General features: G+C 34.6%; 19 protein-coding genes and 1 tRNA gene. 11 read left to right on the forward strand and 9 right to left on the reverse strand.

Annotation, left to right across the window (positions count from 1 at the left end):
• Window positions 1–46 precede the first annotated feature (46 nt).
• Together EKL98_RS03545 and recG are read right to left on the reverse strand one after the other, a co-directional pair.
• Window positions 47–1,117 (reverse strand): efflux RND transporter periplasmic adaptor subunit, encoded by a 1,071-nt coding sequence (locus EKL98_RS03545; protein WP_126451460.1) that lies wholly within the window; start codon window positions 1,115–1,117, stop codon window positions 47–49.
• Window positions 1,118–1,494: 377 nt separating this feature from the next.
• On the reverse strand, window positions 1,495–3,603 hold the full coding sequence (gene recG / locus EKL98_RS03550; RefSeq protein WP_126561565.1) for an ATP-dependent DNA helicase RecG: 2,109 nt from the start codon (window positions 3,601–3,603) through the stop codon (window positions 1,495–1,497).
• 139 nt (window positions 3,604–3,742) lie between these two features.
• On the opposite strand from recG, the gene EKL98_RS03555 reads away from it, so the two are divergent.
• Entirely contained in the window at window positions 3,743–4,288 is a 546-nt protein-coding gene (locus EKL98_RS03555) for a DUF1697 domain-containing protein (protein WP_126561566.1), read from the forward strand.
• Between the two features lie 408 nt (window positions 4,289–4,696).
• Here EKL98_RS03555 and EKL98_RS03560 read toward each other — a convergent pair whose 3' ends face one another.
• Window positions 4,697–5,434, reverse strand: a complete 738-nt coding sequence (locus EKL98_RS03560; RefSeq protein ID WP_126561567.1) for a Dph6-related ATP pyrophosphatase — start codon at window positions 5,432–5,434, stop codon at window positions 4,697–4,699.
• Window positions 5,435–5,534: 100 nt separating this feature from the next.
• Between EKL98_RS03560 and EKL98_RS03565 the strand changes: the two genes are divergently transcribed.
• Together EKL98_RS03565 and EKL98_RS03570 are read left to right on the forward strand one after the other, a co-directional pair.
• Window positions 5,535–7,595, forward strand: coding sequence for a M1 family metallopeptidase (locus EKL98_RS03565; protein ID WP_126561568.1), 2,061 nt, complete (start codon window positions 5,535–5,537; stop codon window positions 7,593–7,595).
• A gap of 50 nt (window positions 7,596–7,645) precedes the next feature.
• Window positions 7,646–8,545, forward strand: a complete 900-nt coding sequence (locus EKL98_RS03570; RefSeq protein ID WP_126514825.1) for a patatin-like phospholipase family protein — start codon at window positions 7,646–7,648, stop codon at window positions 8,543–8,545.
• A gap of 3 nt (window positions 8,546–8,548) precedes the next feature.
• Here the strand turns inward: EKL98_RS03570 and EKL98_RS03575 are convergent, their stop codons facing one another.
• Window positions 8,549–9,070, reverse strand: coding sequence for a DUF7935 family protein (locus EKL98_RS03575; RefSeq protein WP_126514826.1), 522 nt, complete (start codon window positions 9,068–9,070; stop codon window positions 8,549–8,551).
• Between the two features lie 129 nt (window positions 9,071–9,199).
• On the opposite strand from EKL98_RS03575, the gene EKL98_RS03580 reads away from it, so the two are divergent.
• The 3 genes from EKL98_RS03580 (at window position 9,200) to EKL98_RS03590 (ending at window position 13,057) form a co-directional block, all read left to right on the forward strand.
• Window positions 9,200–9,967: a sulfite exporter TauE/SafE family protein gene (locus tag EKL98_RS03580; protein WP_126561610.1), complete on the forward strand. Its 768-nt coding sequence runs from the start codon at window positions 9,200–9,202 to the stop codon at window positions 9,965–9,967.
• Window positions 9,968–10,086: 119 nt separating this feature from the next.
• The gene (locus EKL98_RS03585) at window positions 10,087–12,423 is read left to right on the forward strand and encodes an ATP-dependent helicase (RefSeq protein WP_126561569.1); all 2,337 of its coding nucleotides are present in this window, start codon (window positions 10,087–10,089) and stop codon (window positions 12,421–12,423) included.
• 13 nt (window positions 12,424–12,436) lie between these two features.
• Entirely contained in the window at window positions 12,437–13,057 is a 621-nt protein-coding gene (locus EKL98_RS03590) for an L-threonylcarbamoyladenylate synthase (RefSeq protein WP_126561570.1), read from the forward strand.
• Window positions 13,058–13,230: 173 nt separating this feature from the next.
• On the opposite strand, the gene EKL98_RS03595 is transcribed toward EKL98_RS03590, so the two are convergent.
• Window positions 13,231–13,304, reverse strand: a tRNA-Arg gene (locus EKL98_RS03595).
• A 101-nt stretch (window positions 13,305–13,405) separates the two neighbouring features.
• Between EKL98_RS03595 and EKL98_RS03600 the strand changes: the two genes are divergently transcribed.
• Window positions 13,406–13,918, forward strand: coding sequence for an adenine phosphoribosyltransferase (locus EKL98_RS03600; protein WP_126561571.1), 513 nt, complete (start codon window positions 13,406–13,408; stop codon window positions 13,916–13,918).
• A gap of 633 nt (window positions 13,919–14,551) precedes the next feature.
• Here the strand turns inward: EKL98_RS03600 and EKL98_RS03610 are convergent.
• Entirely contained in the window at window positions 14,552–14,968 is a 417-nt protein-coding gene (locus EKL98_RS03610) for an Lrp/AsnC family transcriptional regulator (protein ID WP_126459625.1), read from the reverse strand.
• A 105-nt stretch (window positions 14,969–15,073) separates the two neighbouring features.
• On the opposite strand from EKL98_RS03610, the gene EKL98_RS03615 reads away from it, so the two are divergent.
• Window positions 15,074–15,793 carry a sulfite exporter TauE/SafE family protein gene (locus EKL98_RS03615; protein WP_199739572.1) on the forward strand — a complete coding sequence of 240 codons (720 nt, stop codon included), beginning with the start codon at window positions 15,074–15,076 and terminating at the stop codon, window positions 15,791–15,793.
• A gap of 187 nt (window positions 15,794–15,980) precedes the next feature.
• Window positions 15,981–17,207 (forward strand): multidrug effflux MFS transporter, encoded by a 1,227-nt coding sequence (locus EKL98_RS03620; protein WP_126553517.1) that lies wholly within the window; start codon window positions 15,981–15,983, stop codon window positions 17,205–17,207.
• A 21-nt stretch (window positions 17,208–17,228) separates the two neighbouring features.
• On the opposite strand, the gene EKL98_RS03625 is transcribed toward EKL98_RS03620, so the two are convergent.
• The 3 genes from EKL98_RS03625 to EKL98_RS03635 form a co-directional block, all read right to left on the reverse strand.
• On the reverse strand, window positions 17,229–18,578 hold the full coding sequence (locus tag EKL98_RS03625; RefSeq protein ID WP_126561572.1) for a DEAD/DEAH box helicase: 1,350 nt from the start codon (window positions 18,576–18,578) through the stop codon (window positions 17,229–17,231).
• Between the two features lie 143 nt (window positions 18,579–18,721).
• Window positions 18,722–20,266 (reverse strand): DEAD/DEAH box helicase, encoded by a 1,545-nt coding sequence (locus EKL98_RS03630; protein ID WP_126553275.1) that lies wholly within the window; start codon window positions 20,264–20,266, stop codon window positions 18,722–18,724.
• A 106-nt stretch (window positions 20,267–20,372) separates the two neighbouring features.
• Window positions 20,373–20,900: a DUF6155 family protein gene (locus tag EKL98_RS03635; protein WP_126561573.1), complete on the reverse strand. Its 528-nt coding sequence runs from the start codon at window positions 20,898–20,900 to the stop codon at window positions 20,373–20,375.
• Window positions 20,901–21,002: 102 nt separating this feature from the next.
• On the opposite strand from EKL98_RS03635, the gene EKL98_RS03640 reads away from it, so the two are divergent.
• Both EKL98_RS03640 and EKL98_RS03645 read left to right on the forward strand, forming a co-directional pair.
• Window positions 21,003–21,281, forward strand: coding sequence for a DUF3817 domain-containing protein (locus EKL98_RS03640; RefSeq protein WP_126459634.1), 279 nt, complete (start codon window positions 21,003–21,005; stop codon window positions 21,279–21,281).
• On the forward strand, window positions 21,274–22,530 hold the full coding sequence (locus EKL98_RS03645; RefSeq protein WP_126561574.1) for a mechanosensitive ion channel family protein: 1,257 nt from the start codon (window positions 21,274–21,276) through the stop codon (window positions 22,528–22,530). Before EKL98_RS03640 ends, EKL98_RS03645 begins: the two co-directional genes overlap by 8 nt.
• Window positions 22,531–22,540 lie beyond the last annotated feature (10 nt).

Below are 22,540 nucleotides of genomic sequence, written 5' to 3' on the forward strand. Positions count from 1 at the left end.
TTTTAATCCCAATAAACAAAGGGATTTAATTTTAAGGGTATTGACCTTAAATATTATTTTTAGCGACAGTTACTTTTACAGGAACATCATTTTTTAAGGACATAATACCACTGGTCAATAAAGTATCACCCGCCTTAAGTCCTGAAAGTACTAAGATGGAAGCATCCGTTCTGGTGGCGGTTTCGACCATCACTTGCTTTGCTTTTCCTCCACTGGAAATAAAAACTTTTTTACCGTTTTGAACCGGAATGATCGCTTCTGTTGGGACTAAGATCGCATCTTTGATAATATCCAAAGGCATTTCTACATCGGCAAAAAGTCCCGGTAATAAGTTACCGTCTTTGTTTTCTGCTAATGCTCGTACTTGTATGGTTCTGGTAGCTACAGACACTCTTGGCTCAATAGCATAAATCATAGCGCTATATTTTTTATTAGATCCGGCTACTGTAAAGTGTAAAGAGGTGTTTTTCTTAATTTGTGTAGCATATTTTTCAGGAATCGAAAAAGTTATTTTTAGCTTGCTGGTGTTCACAAGATTTGCAATTAACATGGAAGGTGTAATATAAATTCCCGGAGAAATAGAACGCAAACCAATTTTTCCTGAGAAGGGCGCTCGTACAGATGTTTTGGCAATTTGAACTTGAATCAACTGAGTCTGGGCTTCTGCGGATTTTAGATCCGCTCGGGCTAAATCATATTCTTCCTGGCTAATGGCTTCTTTTTGAAGTAATAATTGTGCTCTTCTAGCATTTTCTGAAGCTAATCCTTCTCGAGTAGATGCTTGTCTCAATTGGGCTCTTAACTCTAAATCATTCACTTTAAAAAGTACTTGACCTTTGCTAACGCTACTTCCTTCCTCAAAATAAATTCGTTCAACAATTCCTGAAACTTCACTCCGGATTTCAACCTGTTCATTGGCTTCAATAGAACCAGATAACGATAAATTATTATCAAACGTTTGTGGCTCTACAATAATTCCACTGACATTCATTGATTTGATGTTTCCTGATTGATCTTTTGAATCGCCACTTTTACTTTTGTTTTCTTTTATTCGGTAACCAATAAATCCAATGATTCCAATTGTTAGCAAGGCATAAACTAGGTATTTAATTTTCATAGTTATTAAGTAAGATTAGGTCTCAGTTTTTTTAGTTAAAGACAAATTTAGGTTTTAGAAATGAATTAATTGAGGTGTTAATTTTTATTTAACGTTTGTACATACAAATGTCTTGTCCGTAAAAAATACGTTTCTGAATTCTAAATATTTTAGAAATATAGCATTAAAAAAAATGTTTTCGGAAACTCATTAGATTGTAGGACTACAAAAAACGGAAATGGTTTAATTGATAATAGAAAAAATAGTATTTAACGAAACTAAATTAAAAAGTACATACGATCAAAAATTACGTTAGCAAGATAAAATATCAACTTCTCGCCGTTTTAGTTTTAATCAAAAACAAAAGTTGAACATTATTCTCAAAATAAGAATTTAGGTTAGCTAATATAATTCCAGATGTTTTTCTTTTTTGTCATTTCTAAGAAAACAACTCTCAAAGCGGTATGCTCCGGTTTTTGCATCCCTGCATCTTCTTTCAGAAGTTTTAAAGCATAATTTCTGGCTAAAGCTAAAGTATCTCTGTCTCGAACTAAATCGGCAATTTGAAGATTCAGTACGCCGCTTTGTTGTGTTCCCATCAAATCACCCGGACCACGAAGCTTCAAGTCGACTTCCGCAATTTCGAAACCATCGTTTGTTTGCACCATCGTTTCCATTCGGGTTTTACTGTCAGAACTCAATTTGTGACTTGTCATCAGGATGCAATAACTTTGCTCCGCACCACGCCCCACGCGACCTCGAAGCTGATGGAGTTGCGACAATCCAAAACGTTCCGCACTTTCAATAATCATCACGCTGGCATTTGGAACATTTACGCCAACTTCAATTACGGTTGTTGCGACCATAATATTAGTTTTCCCTTCTGAAAAGCGTTTCATTTCTGCATCCTTTTCCGCTGGTTTCATCTTTCCGTGCAAAATTGAAATCGAATACTGTGGCAATGGGAAATCTCTGGAAACACTTTCGTAACCGTCCATTAAATCCTTGAAATCCATTTTCTCCGATTCCTGGATGAGCGGATACACAATATAGATTTGGCGACCCAAAGCGATTTCGTCCCGAAGGAATTTCCAAACCTTCAAACGGTTGCTGTCAAAACGATGTACGGTCTGAATCGGTTTTCGTCCCGGAGGCAGTTCATCAATTACTGAAATGTCTAAATCGCCATACAAACTCATCGCCAAAGTGCGGGGAATAGGCGTGGCGGTCATTACCAGAACGTGTGGCGGAATCACATTTTTCTTCCATAATTTAGAGCGTTGCTCTACTCCAAAACGATGTTGCTCATCAATTACAGCCAGTCCTAAATTCTTGAATTTTACTTTATCTTCTAGTAAAGCATGCGTTCCGATGAGGATATGTAACGTTCCGTTTTCCAGTTCTTCATGGATAATTCGGCGTTGAGCTATTTTGGTGGAACCTGTTAGGATTCGGATATTTATATTTAAAGTTTCGGCCAATTCGGATAAACCGATAAAATGCTGATTGGCGAGGATTTCTGTTGGTGCCATCAAGCAGGCTTGGAAGCCATTATCAAGCGCCAAAAGCATGCTCATAAAAGCCACAATTGTTTTTCCGGAACCTACATCGCCTTGCACCAATCGGTTCATTTGGGCGTTGCTTCCCATATCGGTTCGGATTTCCTTTATCACTCTTTTTTGAGCATTTGTCAGTTGAAAAGGCAAATGATGCTGATAAAAATCATTGAAGTTTTCGCCTACAGTTGTAAACGGATGTCCTTTTATTTTATGTTTTCGGATGAGATTCTTCGTGATTAATTGCAACTGAATAAAGAACAATTCTTCGAATATTAATCGGAATTTGGCTTTTGCTAAAACATCAGAACTTTTTGGAAAATGAATGTTGAATAAAGCCGCTTTTTTAGGAATCAGCTTCAATTCGTTAATCAAATAATCCGGTAAAGTTTCCGTGAATAACGCTTGTGTTTCCAGAAACAATTGCTGCATCAGTTTATTAATCACCCGGTTTGAAATTCCGCGATTAGTCAAAGTTTCTGTCGAAGGATACACGGGTTGCATCGCTGAACGCAGACTTTGTTCATGCTCTGTCATCAATTCAATTTCGGGATGCGCCATGTTGAACGCATTTCCAAAAGAGGTGCATTTCCCAAAAATAACACACATTTCATTGAGCTTTAAACTCTCCCGAATCCATTTGTGACCTTGAAACCAAACGAGTTCCATTTGTCCTGTATCATCTACAAAAGTCGCTACCAATCGTTTTTGGTTTTTGCCAAATTCTACAGTTTTGATGTTGATGATTTTACCGATAATCTGAACCTCGGCACTGTTATTTTGCAGTTCGTTGATTTTGTAATATCGGGTGCGGTCAATGTATCTGTTTGGAAAAAAATTCACCAAATCCACGTACTTATAAATTCCCAATTCCTTACGAAGCAATTCGCCCCGATTGGGACCAACGCCTTTCAAGTATTCGATGGGAGTGAGTAGGAGGTTTTGTTGCATAGTGCGAAGATAGTTTTTTGTTTGGAAATTTGGAAAGTGTAATTGATTCTAAAATGCTTTATTAAAAATGTAAAGTTAAAACTTAACTTAATTGTGAAATTAACACCAAACGCAATACCTTCGTAAAAAAAAGTAATAAATGACAACTCATCTCGCATTACTCCGTGGCATCAATGTTTCCGGTCACAGTATGATAAAAATGGAGGCGCTAAAAACAACTTTGGAAGCCATTGGTTTTCAAAATGTACAAACGTATATTCAATCGGGAAATGTTTTTGTAGATACAGAAGAAGAAAGTTCAGCTGCTGTTGGATTCAAAATAAAACAGGAAATTTTCAAGGCTTTTGGTCATGAAGTGCCGGTTGTAGTCATTAGCTCTGCAGATTTAGAAGCATGTTTCAAGAATAATCCTTTCTTGAAGGAAAAAGATATTGATACTAAGAAGTTATATGTGGCTTTTATTTCGACTACGTTACAAAGTAGCAGTATGAATGATTTGAGAATAAGTCAGTTCAAACCGGATGAAGCCAGTATTGACGGCAGCAGAATTTTTATAAAATATGCTGTTGGCGCCGGAAAAACCCGATTCGACCAAAAATACATCGAGAAGAGGCTAAATGTTATTGCAACAATCCGCAATTGGAATACTGTGACGCAATTACTGAAACTTTACGAGGAAAGATAATAAGCTTTAAAATCTAGTATAACCGCTAATTCGCTAATTTTCAAATGTTATCATCCATTTGAAATTTGCGAATTAGCGGTATTTTTTTAGAGTCAAAACAAGGATGTTTCAGAATCTATTTTTAACTTTAGAAATAAAATATTTATAATTTGACGCAACCTTTTACAAAAAGAATCATCTCAAGAATATCTGTGTAAACGATGTCAAATATTATTTTACGCTTTTAGTTAAAAAAGTAAATTAATAAGTGCTTATTGAACATTTTGATGCGGTTAAATTTAGGATTATGAAGCATTTTTGCGAAAGAGATCTCAGGAGTTAAAAATTTTTGGTACTTTTTTTTTAAAAACCTTAATTATAAAAATGAAGCCTATCCTAAAGTACTGAATTTATTAGCCATTAAATAGATTATTTTTCAACCAGATCACAATACCAAAACCCAAAATCAAATGCATCTGAAGCACTCGTGTCGCAAGCGGTATCCGAGGAATCTTCTTTTTCTGGTTTTTCGTATTTTCGGTATACAACTTCTCCTATTTCGAAATCAATTGGTTTGGAAAAAATAGGTCCATCAAAAGTAAAAGTATGAAATTCGCCGTTTTCGCCACAAACGTCTACATTTTCAGGTAAATCATTGATGAAATCTTGGTCGATAACACGACCAACAAAGCTTTTATTTAAAAATCGTTCGTTTACACAAACTACAATCGTTTTAAAGCCTAAGCCTATAAATTCTTGAATGAGTTCGAGAGTCGGAATTTTCCACAGCGGAAAAATCCCCTCAAAATCTATTTCGGCTAATTTATCTTCGCGATATTTACGTAAATCTTCTAGGAAAATATCTCCGAAAATAGAATGGGTTACACCTTGGTTTTTAAGTTTTGCCAATGTTTCGCGCATTACCTTTTCGTAGACTTCCATCGTGGGCATTTCGGGAATTAGCATAATTTCAAGCGGTAATCCAATACTTTCGGCTTGTTGCTGCAATAATCCAACTCTTACACCGTGCATTGAAATACGCTGATATTGTTGGTTTACACTTGTGAGTAAACAAGCAATTTCAATTTCGGGATTTTGTAATGTTTTGTACAAGGCGAGAGCCGAATCTTTACCGCTGCTCCAGTTAAATAGTGCTATCTTTTTCAATGTATTTTCATGTTTTTTCTGGAGTCAAACTTACAAAATTTGGCGGTTTAGTTTGCGAAACCTTCGTAACTTTGAAAATTACAGTATTAAATGTATCATAATGAAATACCTATTCTTTTTTATTTCCACGTTCACATTCGCCCAACAAACCCAATTTGTTGATTTTAAATCAGTTTTAGGGAAAATTGTAATAAATCCAATTGAAAGAACTGTTTCTGGTGATGTTAATTATGATTTTAATGTTTTGAAATCTATAGATACCATTAAAATTGATGCCCAAAACATAGAATTTTCAGATGTAAAACTGAACGGAAAACCGATTAATTTTCGCAATACTGAGACACAATTACAAATTATATTTCCGTTCACAAATGGAAAAAACAACCTGACTTTTCAGTATTTGGCAAAGCCAAAACAAACGATGTATTTCGTGGGTTCAGAAGCAAATGATAATTTACAAATTTGGACGCAAGGACAAGGAAAATATACCAGTCATTGGTTTCCGAGTTTTGATGATGTGAATGAAAAAGTGGTTTTCAATTTGAATATTATATTCAAAAAAGAATATCAGGTAATTTCAAATGGAACTTTGAGATTTAAATCTGGATTTGATGGACTTTCGGTTTGGCAATACCAAATGCAAAAACCAATGAGTTCGTATTTATTGATGCTTACCATCGGTAAATTTGAAAAAAAAATCGAGAAATCAAATTCTGGAATTCCTTTAGAAATGTATTTGGGACTAAAAGACGTTTCCAAATTTGAACCAACCTATCGCAACTCTAAAAAAATGTTTGATTTCTTAGAAAAGGAAATAGGAGTGAAGTATCCTTGGGAAATTTACAAACAAGCACCTGTTCGAGATTTCTTGTATGCCGGAATGGAAAATACATCAGCAACGCTTTTCAACACGCGTTATGTGGTGGATTCTACAGGTTTTGAAGACAGAAGTTACACGAATGTCAATGCGCATGAATTAGCGCATCAGTGGTTTGGGAATTTAGTCACTGCCGAAAGCAGCAAGCATCATTGGTTACAAGAAGGTTTTGCGACCTATTATGCGTTGCTGGCCGAAAAGGAAATCTATGGAGAAGATTATTTTTATTCCAAATTATATGAGTCGGCATCACAATTAAAATACGCTTCCAGAACGGATAGCATTCCGGTTTTGAATGCCAAAGCCAGTTCATTGACTTTTTATCAAAAAGGAGCTTGGGCACTTTTTGTTTTACACAAAGAAATAGGGGATAAGGCGTTTAAAAAAGCGGTAAAAAGTTATTTAGAAAAAAATGCATTTCAAAATGTGAATACAACAGATTTTTTTGCTGAAATCAAAAAAGTATCTAGTTATGATTTAGATAATTTTAGTGAAGTATGGCTTGAAACTACTGCTTTCAATACACAACAAGCCAATAGTTTATTGCTTAAAAACAAATCAATTCAGGCGTTGTTTGAAGTCGATAAATTAAAAAACAAACCGTTGTCAGAGAAAAAGGATTTTCTTGAAAAAACAATGCAATCTGACGTCTATTTTTTGGTAAAAGAAGTTATTTTAAATCAATTAAAAAATGAAAAATGGGAAGATAAAAAAGAACTTCTGGCATTGGCTTTAACAACTGAAAATCTCCAAGTGCGTCAGGCAGTAGCTAGTACTTTGACTAAAATACCCGAAGATTTCCGTTTGCAATATGAGACTTTACTCGATGATCATTCCTATCAAACCCAAGAAATAGCGTTGTATCATTTATGGAATAATTTCCCCGAATATCGCTCTCTTTATTTGGATAAATCCAAAGACTGGATTGGTTTTAATGATTATAATCTTAAAACCTTGTGGCTTAGCTTAGCCTTGTCAAGTCCAGATTATGCATCAGACAAAACGGATTTAATCACGGAATTGGTGAATTATTCTTCTTCAATTTATGAAGCGACAACACGCCAAAATGCTTTGGAAAATCTTCTTACTTTTGGAATAATAAACGACACGGTTTTGAAAAACTTGATCAATGCATCAACACATCAAATGTGGCAGTTTTCAAAATTTGCGAGAGACAACATTAGAACCTTGCTAAAAAACAAAGAAATGCAGCTTTCATTCGAAAGGATTTTACCAAATTTGATTGAAAAGGAGCAATTTCAATTGAAAAGATTGATTTTTTAATTACTTTAACGAGATAATAATATAAGATTTATTATTTCAATATAAAATAGATGAAAGCATTAGTCATTTCAGGGGGTGGTAGTAAAGGAGCATTTGCAGGCGGGGTAGCAGAATTTCTTTTAGAAAAAGAAGCCGATAAATATGATCTTTTCGTCGGAACTTCAACTGGAAGTTTGCTGATTCCTCATTTGGCTTTAAATAAAATTGAAAAAATAAAAGAAATTTTTACCTCTGTAAATCAGTCCAGTATTTTTAGTAGACGTCCTTTTTTTGTAAAAAATAAAAATGGGGTATTTGTTATTTCGATAAACCATTTTAATGTACTAATCAATCTCATCAGAGGGAGTAAGACTTTTGGAGAAAGTTATAGTTTGAGAAAATTAATTCGAAAATCCATTACTCGTGAAGAGTTTAAAGAGTTAAAAGCCGGGAGCAAAGATGTTATTATTACCGTTTCCAATTTGAGCACTAATGAAGTGGAGTACAAGTCAATTAAAGATTTTGAATATTCTGAGTTTTGTGATTGGATCTGGATTTCATGTAATTATCTTCCCTTCATGAGTTTGGTTAATAAAAAAGGAAGTGATTATGGCGATGGTGGATTTACCAATTTAGTACCAATTCGAGAAGCCATAAATCGAGGAGCAACAGAAATTGATGTTATTATCTTGCAAACAGAAACCCAAATTAGTAAAAAAATTATCAGTAGAAACCCTTTCTCTTTATTGGTAAATTTATTTGGGACTGTTCTCGAACAGGTAAAGAAAAAGGACATTGCCATTGGTCTTTTGGCAGCAAAGAATAATAATGTAACCATAAATTTTTATTATACTCCAACGCATTTGACTGATAATGCGCTTTTTTTTAATAAAACAGAAATGAAAAAATGGTGGAAACAAGGTTACGAATACGCATTGACTAAAAGTGAAATTATGAGTGATATAAAATAACTCTTACCACAATTGTCCCACTTCGTTTTTAATATAAGCCAATGCTGCAGTGCTTGGAGAAGGTTTCTCTAATAAATCTTCAATGATAATTTCCCGCAAACTATTTGCGTCTTTTACTCTTTCATTAGTTGTTGCCAAACGAATCATTTGAATGGTTGCATTTTTGGCTGTAACAATAATGGACCAACACTCATCCGAAATGTAGATTTGCTGTGCTAAATTGTGTTCATACTCTTGTTCGATTTGTGCAATTACAAAATTGCGATACTCGTTTTTATCTTCTGAAAGAGGGGTAATTCGAACTAAAAGTTTTGAAGGATTGATCCGTTCCATAAACAAAGCCATACGCTCATAAGCCTGCAAGCGCAGAGGCAATAAGTCTTTTTGAGCGTCTTTTTGTAATAACCAGCGTCTTGTATTTTGTTGGTCTTTGAAATAAGCGTTAAATAAATAATAAGCAACACCTCCAGTAATTAGGGAAGGTATTGTGTAGCCCAGAATTTCTATGATTTTTGTAGAATCCATTTTGATGTGAAAATTATTTAGCAAAAATATACTTTTTTGAGTATAAATCAATTTCTATTTAATAGCAATAAATGAAACCGAATGCTATTTTTGTTGTTCGTAATAAGAATATTTTAATTGAATACTATGATGGAGACTTACGTTTTGGCTTTACTTTGTATTGCGGCCTTTGCTGCTGGATTTATTGATGCAATTGTTGGAGGTGGCGGATTGATACAAACGCCTATGGGATTGATTTTATTACCGAATCTTCCTGTTGCAACCGTAATTGGAACCTTGAAAGTTCCTGCTTTTAGTGGTACTTCCTTTGCAGCGTATCAATATCTGAAAAAGGTAGATATGAACTGGAAACTATTGTCGATTATGATGCTTTTGGCCTTTCCATCGGCATTTTTGGGTTCTACTTTATTGACGTATGTGAGCAATGATTTCATGAAACCGTTATTATTGGTGGTTCTTTCTTTTTTAGTTGTTTACACGTACGCCAAGAAAAATTTTGGACAACATATTGAAAAAAATCATTCCTCAAGAACTCAAATTTGTAATGCTATCGGAATCAGTTTTGTAGTTGGTTTATATGATGGATTTATCGGACCGGGAACCGGAAGTTTTTTGGTTGTGGCTTTTATTGCCATTATGGGTTTCGATTTTTTGCACGCTTCCGCAAATGCGAAAATGGTGAATCTGGCGACAAACTTTGGTTCTATATGTTTGTTTATTTTAAAAGGAAAAATTATTTGGGCAATTGCACTACCCATGGCTGCCAGCAATGCGTTAGGCGGATGGATTGGAGCAAAAATAGCCATTAACAAGGGAAATAGTTTTATTCGGATTTTTTTTCTAGTTGTAGTTGTTGGGACTTTAATCCGTTTTGCGTACGATGTATTTTTGAGATAATAAATACAAGAATATCTTATTAAGAAGAGTCGCAAAATGAATTAGCCAATTGTTGTTTTTTGGTACTGAAAACCTCATTCAAAATCGCTATTTTTGCATAATAAAACTTAAAAATTTCCATGCACAAATATATCGATCAACTTAATGAAGCCCAACGTGAACCCGTTTTGCAAAAAGACGGACCCATGATAATTATTGCGGGTGCAGGTTCCGGTAAAACGAGGGTGTTGACTATCAGAATTGCTTATTTGATGAGTCAGGGTGTTGATGCGTTTAGTATCTTATCGCTTACTTTTACCAATAAAGCGGCCCGAGAAATGAAAAAAAGAATTTCGGATATCGTGGGAGCCGGTGAGGCAAAAAATCTTTGGATGGGAACATTTCACTCGGTTTTTGCTCGAATTTTACGCTCAGAAGCCGAACATCTTGGTTATCCTTCAAACTTTACCATATATGATTCTCAGGATTCATTGCGTGCCATTTCCGGAATAATCAAGGAAATGCAACTGGATCGTGATGTGTACAAACCCAAACAGGTTTTAAGCCGAATTTCAAATTTCAAAAACAGTTTGATTACGGTAAAAGCATATTTTAATGATCCTGATTTGCAAGAAGCGGATGCAATGTCTAAAAAACCTCGAATGGGCGAAATTTATCAAAATTATGTGGACCGATGTTTTAAAGCAGGCGCCATGGATTTTGATGATTTGTTATTAAAAACCAATGAATTACTGACTCGTTTTCCGGAAGTTCTGGCCAAATATCAAAACCGTTTTCGCTATATTTTGGTAGATGAGTACCAAGATACAAATCACTCGCAATATCTTATTGTTCGGGCTTTATCCGATAAATTTCAGAATATTTGTGTGGTCGGCGATGATGCACAAAGTATTTATGCGTTTCGTGGTGCAAACATCAATAATATACTGAATTTCCAGAAAGATTATGAAGGCGTAAAAACCTTCAGACTAGAACAAAATTACCGTTCGACAAAGAATATTGTTGAAGCAGCAAACACTATTATTGATAAAAATAAAGTAAAACTGGACAAAATCGTTTGGACCGCCAATGATTCTGGTCCCAAAATAAAGGTTCACCGCAGTTTAACAGACAACGAAGAAGGCCGTTTTGTAGCCAGTACGATTTGGGAGCAAAAAATGCAAAATCAAATGCCTAACGGTGCGTTTGCCATTTTGTACCGGACCAATGCACAATCCCGGGCTATGGAAGATGCGCTTAGAAAAAGAGATATTCCGTACCGGATTTATGGTGGACTTTCTTTCTATCAAAGAAAAGAAGTCAAGGATGTTTTGTGTTATTTACGATTGGTTATTAATCCAAAAGATGAAGAAGCTTTAGTTCGGGTAATTAATTATCCGGCACGTGGGATTGGGAATACAACAATCGAAAAACTAACCATTGCAGCCAATCACTACAAACGTTCGATGTTTGAAGTGATGCAAAACATAGAGCGAATTGATTTAAAACTGAATTCCGGAACCAAGCAAAAACTATTAGATTTTGTTACGATGATTCAGAGTTTTCAGGCTATAAATGAAAATCAGGATGCGTTTTATTTAGCGGATCATGTTGCCAAAAAAACAGGATTAATTCAGGAATTAAAAAAAGATGCTACACCGGAAGGAATGGCTAAAATTCAGAATATTGAGGAATTACTAAACGGTATTAAGGATTTTACAGATGGCCAAAAAGAAGTGGATGGAGCTCGTGGCGCTTTGTCTGAATTTATGGAAGATGTGGCTCTGGCAACTGATTTAGACAAAGACACCAGTGATGAAGACCGCGTGGCGTTGATGACCATTCACTTAGCTAAAGGATTAGAATTTCCTCATGTTTTTGTAGTGGGAATGGAAGAAGATTTGTTCCCGAGTGCCATGAGTATGAGCACGAGAAGCGAACTAGAAGAAGAACGCCGCTTGTTTTATGTGGCTTTGACCCGTGCAGAGCAACAGGCGTATTTGACCTATGCACAATCACGATACCGTTGGGGAAAATTGACTGATAGTGAACCGTCGCGTTTTATTGAGGAAATCGATAGTCAATATCTGGAATACATTACACCTCCTGAAAATAATTACAGGTATAAACCAATGATTGATAGCGATATTTTTGGTGATGTAGATAAATCTAGATTGCGTCTGGCAAAACCAGCTAACGGAACCCCGCCGACCAAATATAATACAGATAATGAACCTAAATCGGATATAAATATTCGTAAATTGAAACCTGTTAGTAATAATGCTGCTTCAGGAAGTGCTAATTTATTCGATAATAAACTGGTTGCTGGTAATATAGTGATGCACGAACGTTTTGGGAAAGGCGAAGTGTTAAACCTTGAAGGAGTGGGAGCCGACAAAAAAGCCGAAATCAAATTTGAAGTAGGCGGAATAAAGAAATTACTGTTGCGTTTTGCTAAACTGGATATTATTGGATGAAAAACTAAAAAAAATGGCTCAATTTATAAAAATATACGAAGACAAACCTAATGAAGCAGCAATTGCCAAAGTAGTTAAGGTTTTAAAAGAAGGTGGTTTAGTGATCTATCCCACGGATACTGTTTATGGTTTGGGTTGTGATATTACCAATACCAAAGCATTGGAACGCATAGCGAGAATAAAAGGAGTAAAGCTGGATAAAGCTAATTTTTCTTTTGTTTGCCATGATCTAAGCAACATATCGGATTATGTGAGGCAGATAGACACAGCAACTTTCAAATTATTAAAAAGAGCGTTGCCAGGGCCGTATACTTTTATTTTACCTGGAAATAATAGCTTGCCTAAAGAATTTAAAAAGAAAACAACCGTTGGAATTCGGGTTCCAGACAATGCGATTGCTCTAGAAATAGTTAAAGTATTAGGGAATCCTATTGTTTCTACCTCAATTCATGATGAAGATGATGTGATAGAATATACCACGGATCCGGAACTAATTTTTGAGAAATGGCAAAACCTGGTTGATTTAGTTATTGATGGAGGTTATGGAGACAATATAGGATCCACCATTATTGATTTATCGGGTGATGAGCCAGTTGTAGTTAGAGAAGGCAAAGGAAGTTTAGATATTTTATAAGATTTAAATTTTTGGCAAAATAGTTGCCGATTTACCATAAATTTTTGTGTTTCCCAAGAAGTTACAAATCTATAGGCACCAACTTCAAAAAGCCATAATACAAAAACCCTACAAATTTATAAATAAAAAATCCTTAAACCGCTGATTATCAGTGTGTTTAAGGATTTTTGAAGTGACCTTGACTGGATTCAAACCAGTAACCTCTTGAGCCGTAATCAAGTGCGCTATTCAGTTGCGCCACAAGGCCTTTTTTTGCTATTGATGTCTTAATTAAGGCGTCTTAGCGGGTGCAAATATAAGTATAAATGTGTAATTTGCAAGTCTAAAATTGTAAAAAAACAAAAAAATATGCCATTAAAAAAGTATATACGTGATATTCAGGGATTTCCTAAAGAAGGAATTTTGTTTAAAGACATCACTCCGTTACTAATTAATCCCGAAGCAAGGAATAAATGTCTTGAAATACTGGTTGAATCCTTGAAAGATAAAAAAATTGACAAGGTAATAGGAGTAGAAAGTCGTGGATTTTTCTTTGGAATGTTGATTGCACAAGAATTAAATGTTGGTTTTATTCCGGTTCGTAAGCCGAACAAGTTGCCTTACGAAACTATCTCGGCAACGTATGATTTAGAATATGGAACGGATACTTTAGAAATCCATATTGATGCAATTCAAAAAGGAGACCGAATTCTGATTCACGATGATGTATTGGCAACCGGAGGAACCGCAAGAGCAGTTTGTGAATTGGTGGAACAATTAGGTGGTGAAATCGTGCAATGCAATTTCCTGATGGAATTAGCTTTCTTGAATGGAAGGACAAAAATCAAAGGAAATGAAATTTTTGTAGCAATTACATACTAATTTAAGGTTCGTGTGATTACGTAATACTTAAAGCAATAATCGCGATTTGCAATTTCTTGGCTTTAGCCAAATCCAATCCCTGTTTGGTGAAACTCTGTAAAATGATTTTGTTGAGTTGGCCCAAGATTTTATACATATCGTTTTGTTTTGTAAAAAGATAAAAATAAAGAAAGAGGGTAAAGAGGGCTTTGATTGGGTGATGTTTTTTTATCTCTAAAGCACACTATGTTTATATTATAATTAAAAAAGCTATTTTACATAATATAAATTATAGCGCAAAAAAGACACAGTACATTTAGACCAAAAAACTCACACTGTTTAGTTACATTAAACGATTACAATCCTTCCTTAAATTATTTAACATGAAGGATATCATTTTTACAGTCTTTTGCTATAAATAATTTTACGATTGGCTGACACCATTTCCGATTTCAGACAAATACGTCTCAAAAGCTTAAAATCACATTATTTTGTTATAATTTATGCTGTTTTAATCTAAATATAGGCCATTTTAATGGTTTTAAAGTATTTCTTTGTGTTACGACGCTTTACCTTGGTTTTGGCGGCTAACGTAAAACTAAACTATTAATAGTAACGGAATAATTTTTGATTTAAGAAACAGACGATCCTATATTATTTTTTTAAATCAGATAAAATCAAGTGAGTTGTAGGCTCTCCATAAACTAAAAGCCGATCAATAAATTGTTGTAGGTGCATTTGATCAACTAGAACGACGTTCATAATAATGTTTTGGGGTCCAGTAATTCTAAAAACCTCATTTATCTCTGGAAAATCTTTCAGCTGATCACAAAACAGCTGTAGTTTTCCACTAAATAACTTGAACAGAATAAAAACCTCTAATCCAAATCCCAGTTTTTGGTTGTTCAGCTGAAGTTTATATCCCTGTATAATAGCAGCATCCTCCAGTTTTTGAATGCGTTCTCTTACGGAAGAAGGTGAAAGTCCAATTTGTTTCCCAATTTCCACATAGGAAGCTCTTGAGTTTATTTCTAATTGCTTTATTATTTTTAAATCTAGAGTATCAACCATTAAAAAAGTTTTAAATGCTTAAAATTACAACTTTTTAACGGAAAATTACTTGTTTATTGATGGATTAAATTTAGATATTTATAGTGCTAATAGTACTTTTGAACCATGGAAAACACTTTATTACTACTTATAATTGGAATTTTCACAGGATTTTTTATTCAAACTATGATCGGTTTCGGCGGTGCTTTAATAGCTTTACCTTTCTTGTTGTTAGTCATGCCTTTATCTGAAGCAGTTTCGTATCTTTCTATTTTTTATTTGGTCTCCTCTCCTATTTATGTGTATAAAGAATGGGAACATATAGACAAAAGCTTATTAAAAAAAATTGCTTTTTCTTCCTTTTTTGGAGTGCTTACCGGAATAGTGGTTCTAGTTTATGGAAAACCTCTGATCTTAAAGCAGGCGTTGGGTGTTTTTATTATCCTATTTGTATTAAATAGTCTTCGTGTCAAAAAAAAAGTAGTGATTTTAAAAAAAACGAAACACTTTTTGGGTTTTCTAGGAGGTTTCTTCTCTGGTTTATTTTCTACCGGAGGTCCTTTATATGTAATAATTGTTCAGAATGAAACTAACGATATAAAGACATTTAGGGCTACCATGTTTGGTACTTTAGGCCTGGTTACGCTGATGCGAATGCCTGTTTTGGTTTTAGGTGGCGTGATTACTATGAACCAAATTTACAATTCCCTCTATGTTGTGCCTTTTCTTATTCTTGCTTTATTTCTGGGCAAAAAAGTCTATTTAAAACTTAATGAAGCGCTTATAAAAAGAATCATTTTAGGACTATTATTTCTATCAGGAGTATTGCTGGTTTTTAAAGTATAATTATAGAAATTGTATTGACTCTGCTTTTATCACATTACTGGTCAATGACGGTGCTAAATTTATTTTATTTAGCAGCTCTTTGTCCATTATCATAAATCACATTAGTGTGGAAAGTGGTTTGATTCGCATCTTAATTATTTACCTTTGCAAAAAATTAAAAATTGCGACTTCAATGAATAATACCGAAATGAACAAAAAAAAATACATTAAATTAATCCTCATTTTAGGTTCTCTTACCGCACTTGGCCCATTTTCAATTGATATGTATTTACCTGGTTTTGCCGGAATTGCTAAAGATTTGAATACTTCTGTTGCCAATGTGTCCATGACATTATCCAGTTATTTTATTGGAATTTCTGCTGGACAATTGCTTTATGGTCCGTTATTAGATCGTTTTGGCCGAAAAAAACCGCTCTTTATTGGATTATTGGTTTACATATTAGCCTCTTTGGGCTGCGCATTTGTCACTGATATTGATACTTTTATAGGGCTGAGATTCATTCAGGCTGTTGGGAGCTGTGCTGCTACGGTAGCCTCAGTGTCAATGGTTCGGGATTTATTTCCTGTAAAAGAGATACCTAAAGTCTTTTCTTTATTGATGTTGGTTGTAGGGCTTTCGCCAATGCTGGCACCCACTGTAGGCGGTTATGTTACTACTTATTACGGTTGGCATACTGTATTTTTTATACTGATGTGCATGGGAATTGTAATTCTTGTAGCGGCTCAAATTGTTTTGCCTAATACTTTCAAACCGGACACTTCTATTTCATTAAAGCCAAAACCAATTATTTCTAATTTTATACGCATTGTTAAAGTGCCTCAATTTTACACCTATGCGTTTACAGGAGCAATCGCTTTTTCTGGTTTATTCACGTATGTAGCAGCCTCTCCTATTTTATTTATGGATATTTTCAAAGTAGATGGTACAACGTATGGCTGGATTTTTGCCTTTATGTCTTTGAGTTTTATAAGCGCCAGTCAGCTTAATTCTTTTTTATTGCGGAAATTTACCAGTGAACAAATGATTTTTGGGGCCTTAATTACACAGTCGGTAATCAGTGTTTTATTTCTGACATTAGCAATCAATGATCTTTTAGGTTTGTATGAAACAATCGCCATGCTGTTTTTATTCTTGGCGTGTTTAGGAATCTCTAATCCTAATACAGCAGGACTGACTCTTGCTCCTTTTTCAAGAAATGCAGGAAGCGCGTCAGCCCTCATGGGTGCGATTCAATTGGGATTAGGTGCTTTGGCCTCTTTTGCGGTTGGTGTTTTTGTAAAAAGCTCTATGTTACCAATGGTTTTGATTATGACAACATCAACAATACTGGCATTAATTATTTTAATTATCGGAAAACGAAACATAAAAAAAACCATTACAACTTCAGGTGATGAAATTGTAATAGCTCATTAACAGTTTATGAAAAAGAATGAATTAATTCATTCTTTTTTGTTTTTTTATTGGTTTCTCCGTTTTTGAAAGGACTTCATTTTTTGCTTGAAGCAAGTGATTGGCCAGGACCTTTTCTATTAGTTCGTCTTTCGTCAAATGATGAAAAACTGTTTTTATTTTATCTTTTAATTCTGTAGCGATGTCATGATTGGGTTTTGTCTTGAAGATTTGCTTCGCCCATAACAACGTATTATTTTCTTCAATACTGGCAAGAGTTGGTTTTTTGAATTCTTTGAATTGTATTCCCAATTCTTTTTCGAATTCAGCAATTTCAACTACTTCTTCCGGCTGCAATACCGTCAATGAAAGTCCCTTTGCTCCTGCTCTTGCAGTTCTACCGCTACGATGTACGTATGCTTCATACACATCAGGCAAATGATAATTGACTACATAAGAAATTTCTTTTACATCAATTCCTCTTGCTGCTAAATCTGTTGCGACTAATATATTGATATGTCCTTCGCGGAATTGCTCCATGATTCGGTCTCTAATTCCCTGCGATAAACTTCCGTGTAATGCACCAGAAGAAAACCTATTGATTGCCAAGTTTTTAGCTAATTTGTTGACTGCTGCTTTTGTTTTACAAAAAATGATCCCGCGTTCACCCTCTTTAGAATTCAGAAAATGCATCAAAACGTCCAGTTTTTCAATAGGATTTACCACAATGTATTGATGATCAATTCCTTGATTACCTACTGTTTCCATATTGGCACTGACATGTACCACATTTTTATTCAAATAGTTTTGAATCAATTGTTTTATGCTTCCGGGCATGGTGGCCGAGAATAAAAAAGTCTTATGCGCTGCTGGCAATTCAGCAATAATTTCATCTAAGCCTTCTTTTAATACAGTCACCATTTCATCGGCTTCATCGAGCACGAGGAATCTGGTTTCTTTTAAGTTTATGGCTTTGCGCTGAATTAAATCAATTAATCTTCCGGGCGTTGCCACTACAATATGTGTAGGTGTTGCAAGGCGTTCTATTTGCGGTTTGATTGGAATTCCTCCGCATGTTGCTGCAATGGAAACTTCAGGCAAAAAGGTGGCAAAAGACTCTAAATTTTTAAATATTTGTTGGCCTAATTCCCGAGTTGGTGCAAGAATTACTGCTTGAATCAAAGGTGATTTTACATCTATTAATTGTAAAATTGGCAATCCAAATGCGGCTGTTTTTCCGGTACCGGTTTTAGCAAGTCCAACTATATCCGTTGTATTTGACAAAAGTAACGGAATCGTTTTTAGCTGAATTTCTGTTGGTACAACAATTTTCAATTCGGTAATCGCTTTTACTATTGGTGCTGAAATTCCTAAATCAGAGAATTGTTTTGGCATTTTTTTTGAATTTTATATTTTATAAAAAATAGTTGTTTTGTAACGGTAATTTTAGCCCCGATAGCAGTGAAAATCCTTTTATTTTTTCTTTAAAAATAAAAGATTGAAACGAATAGCGGGATTAGCTCCTTGAAAAATAAATATTACTCTTCATCCGGTTCGTTCATGATTTTTTCCCGGTATTTTTTCCCGGTCAATAATACCAGTTTCAATTTGTAATCATCTACTAGCCATTCGCGGTAATTTTTACTGCACTGGCTCAAACATTTTGAATAGCGCTTGATGCGACAATCAATGTCATCATCCAGTTCTTTTCCCAGCGCTTTTGCTTCTTGTAAGGTTTCAGAATTATCCACACACATGGCGGCATGTTGCTCTAGGGATTTTTCTAGCACTACTTTGGAACGTAAATTTTGTTTGATAATGAGTTTGTGTTCTTCATCCACATCAAAGGTTACTACTTCTGTTTTAGTAAATTTAGCGCGTAATTCCGGTGGCATGCTGTATTTAAAATACAATTCTATTTCTGTATCGTCTCGTAAGTTTTCCAGGTAAAACTCCGGAGATTTAAAGATATGCTGCCAGTTGACCGGCTCACTCCACAGGCCAAATCGGGCGGCGTTATTCCCTAAATCGATCACATTGAAAATATCTTTGTTGGGTAATTTTCTGGAACCACGACCGATCATTTGGTAATATAAGGTCAACGATTTTGTTGCTCTGTTCAGGATTATGGTCTCTACGGTAGGCTCATCAAAACCGGTAGTAAGAATTCCCACTGATGTCAATATGGCATCAGGTGTATGCTTGAACCAATGTAAAATATCTTTTCTTTCCTCGTTATTACTGGTGTTATCTAAATGGCGAATGGCATAACCGGCTTCTCTAAACGTTTCGTATACATATAAGGAGGTGTTGATCCCGTTATTGAAAATCAAGGTTTTCTTGCCTAATGATTTCTCCGTGTAGGCATGCAATAACTTTTCCTGCATGGCCATATTGGTGTACAAATCATCAGATGATTTTACGGTATAATCGCCATTGATCCCTACTTTCAGGGAGGTCAGACCCACATCATAGCTATAGGTAACTGCTTTGGCCAAAAAGCCATTTGTAATCAAGGAACTAATGGTGTCTCCTACGATTAATTCATCGTAGCTTTCATGCATTGGCAATTTGATATTTGAGCTTAAAGGTGTTGCGGTTACCCCTAAAATAAAAGCATTTTTGAAAGAGCTCAATAATTTGCGAAAGGAATTGTAATGTGCCTCATCAATGATTACCAATCCTACATTATCTAAATGCAGTTTTTCATCGTTGATTCGGTTTTTTAAAGTTTCCACCATGGCTACAAAACAGGAATAATCGTTTTGATCCGGAAGTTCTTTTACTTTACTGTTGATAATTTTGTTTTTCACATCAAAACCCTTCAACATTTTTGAGGTTTGCTTGCACAACTCAATTCTGTGGGTCAAAACAACTACTTTTTTATCATGTTGCGATAAATAACGGCGCACAATTTCAGAAAAAACCACTGTTTTTCCACCACCGGTGGGCAATTGGTATAACAAATGGTGTTGTGGCGGTGCATTATCAATGCGCTCAAAGATGGCATCTATATCGCCTTTTTGGTACGCATAAAGTTCTTTTTTGTCTTCTATTTCTATTTCTAAAGTGTTTTGGGACATTGCTTATTGTTGGGTTTTTGCAAAAATACGCCTAAAAAACAGTTTAAGTATCAATTTTTATTAAAAATAAACGGAATGATTAAATAAATTTGAATTATGTGAGGATTTAATATTCTAATCGTTCTAAAATGGCATTAAATTCTGGTTCATTGTACCATTTTTGCAAAATAGTTTCAGTGTGTATGGCACTAATTCTGGGTTTAAAATCAGTAAGTATTCCATTTGCAATCAAGAAAACAACGGCTTGCTGAAAGGAATTATACATGCTTTTGAAAAATAATTCTTGCTTTATATCCTGTTCTGATGAGAATGTTTGTGCTATTTCAATATTGTAAAGCATTACATCCGCAATTACAAAAGGATCTACTCCCAAAAGCGTAAAGTGCTTAATGTATTTTTGGGCAACGGAACGCCTCCTTTTAGGTTTACTGCGTCTTCCGGATTTTTTCAGAGGATAATATTCATTGGAAATTTTGAGTTTGCATTCCTTCAAAAGCGTTTCTTCTTTTGGATTAAAAACAAAATCATAATAGACTTTTACAGAACTGAATTTCTCGTACAATTCGAGTATTTGCTCTTCGAGTTGTTCTTTATTCAATTCGGCTACATATTTTTTTAAATCGCGTTTGCTCATTATCAAAGTTTAAGATTACAAAAGTAATTTACTTTAGGAATCAATGCGTGGTAAATCAATGATAATCCTTAATTTTGTCAATTATCACTTAAAAAAAAATAAATGCTTAAGATTTTTAAGGTTACAGCAATAGTAGAAGGTATATCCGCCTTATTGTTATTTTTCTTTGCTATGCCAATGAAATACATTTTTAATGATCCTATTTATGTCAAACACATTGGAATGGCTCACGGCGTATTATTTACTGCTTACATTATCTTGGCAACAATTTTAAAGTTTAGTGAAAAGTGGAATTTTAAAAAGTATTTTATCATTTGTATTGCGTCAATTCCTCCTTTTGGGACTTTTTACATAGAAAAGAAATACTTGCGAAATGTATAAATTAATAGAAAAAATATTCACTTTTCTATATCTAGTACTCAGGAAATGGGGCTTAGGGAACAGTCTGGCTTCTTATTTTAGCTTGGTGCTGAACATTATTGTTTTGTGTGTATTGGCGTATGTCATCTACGCAATTTTTAGACTTGTTTTAGTTACTATTATGGCCGTTATTGCCCAAAAAACCAAAACCAAATTTGATGATTTGCTGGTAACTAACAAAACGGCTAAATACATTGCACATTTAATTCCACTATTGTTTATTTACAAATCTGTTCCAATAATTTTAGACCGATTTGAATATTGGGAAGGCTTTTTTGGGAAATTGGTTGGAATCTACATCATTATTCTGATTTTATGGATTATACGAACTATTTTCAATGCGTTACGTGATTATTTAAAACTAAAACCAAGATACAGCGACAAACCTATTGACAGTTTCATTCAGGTAATCATGATTATGTTGTGGGTAATTGGAATTACATTAATCATTTCAAAATTATTTGAGATTGATAAAAAAGAGCTTTTAACTATTTTAGGAGCTGTTTCAGCGGTAATCATATTAATTTTTCGAGATACCATTTTAGGTTTTGTATCTAGTGTTCAAGTATCCATAAACGATATGGTTCGAATTGGCGACTGGATTACGATGGATAAATTTGGTGCCGATGGAGATGTCATCGAGATCAATTTGGCAACGGTAAAAGTTCGAAATTTCGATAATACCACAACCACAATTCCAACCTATAGTTTGAGTTCAGATTCGTTTCAAAACTGGCGCGGAATGCTGAATTCAGATGGCCGACGCATCAAAAGACACATTCTGATAAAAACAAGCAGCATTCGGTTTTTAGAGGAATCAGAATTAAATGACTTAAAAAAAATTCATCTAATATCGGATTATATAGGCACTCGCAAATTAGAAATAGACGACTATAATTGTAAACATAAAATTGACAAATCCATTGCTATTAATGGGCGAAATTTGACAAACTTAGGTTTATTTCGAAAATACATCACGGAATACCTGTTCAATTATCCAGGATTAAACAAAGACATGTTGATGCTTTGCCGTCAGTTACAATCAACTTCCCATGGTGTACCGCTTGAGGTTTATGCATTTTCACATGACAAGCGATTTGAAAACTATGAATACATCATGTCGGATATATTTGATCACATCATTGCTTCCATAAAATATTTTGATTTAGAAATTTTTGAAACAACTGCAGAAAGTGAATCTCAGGTTTAATTTTTTTACT

The organism is Flavobacterium bomense (assembly GCF_003970355.1).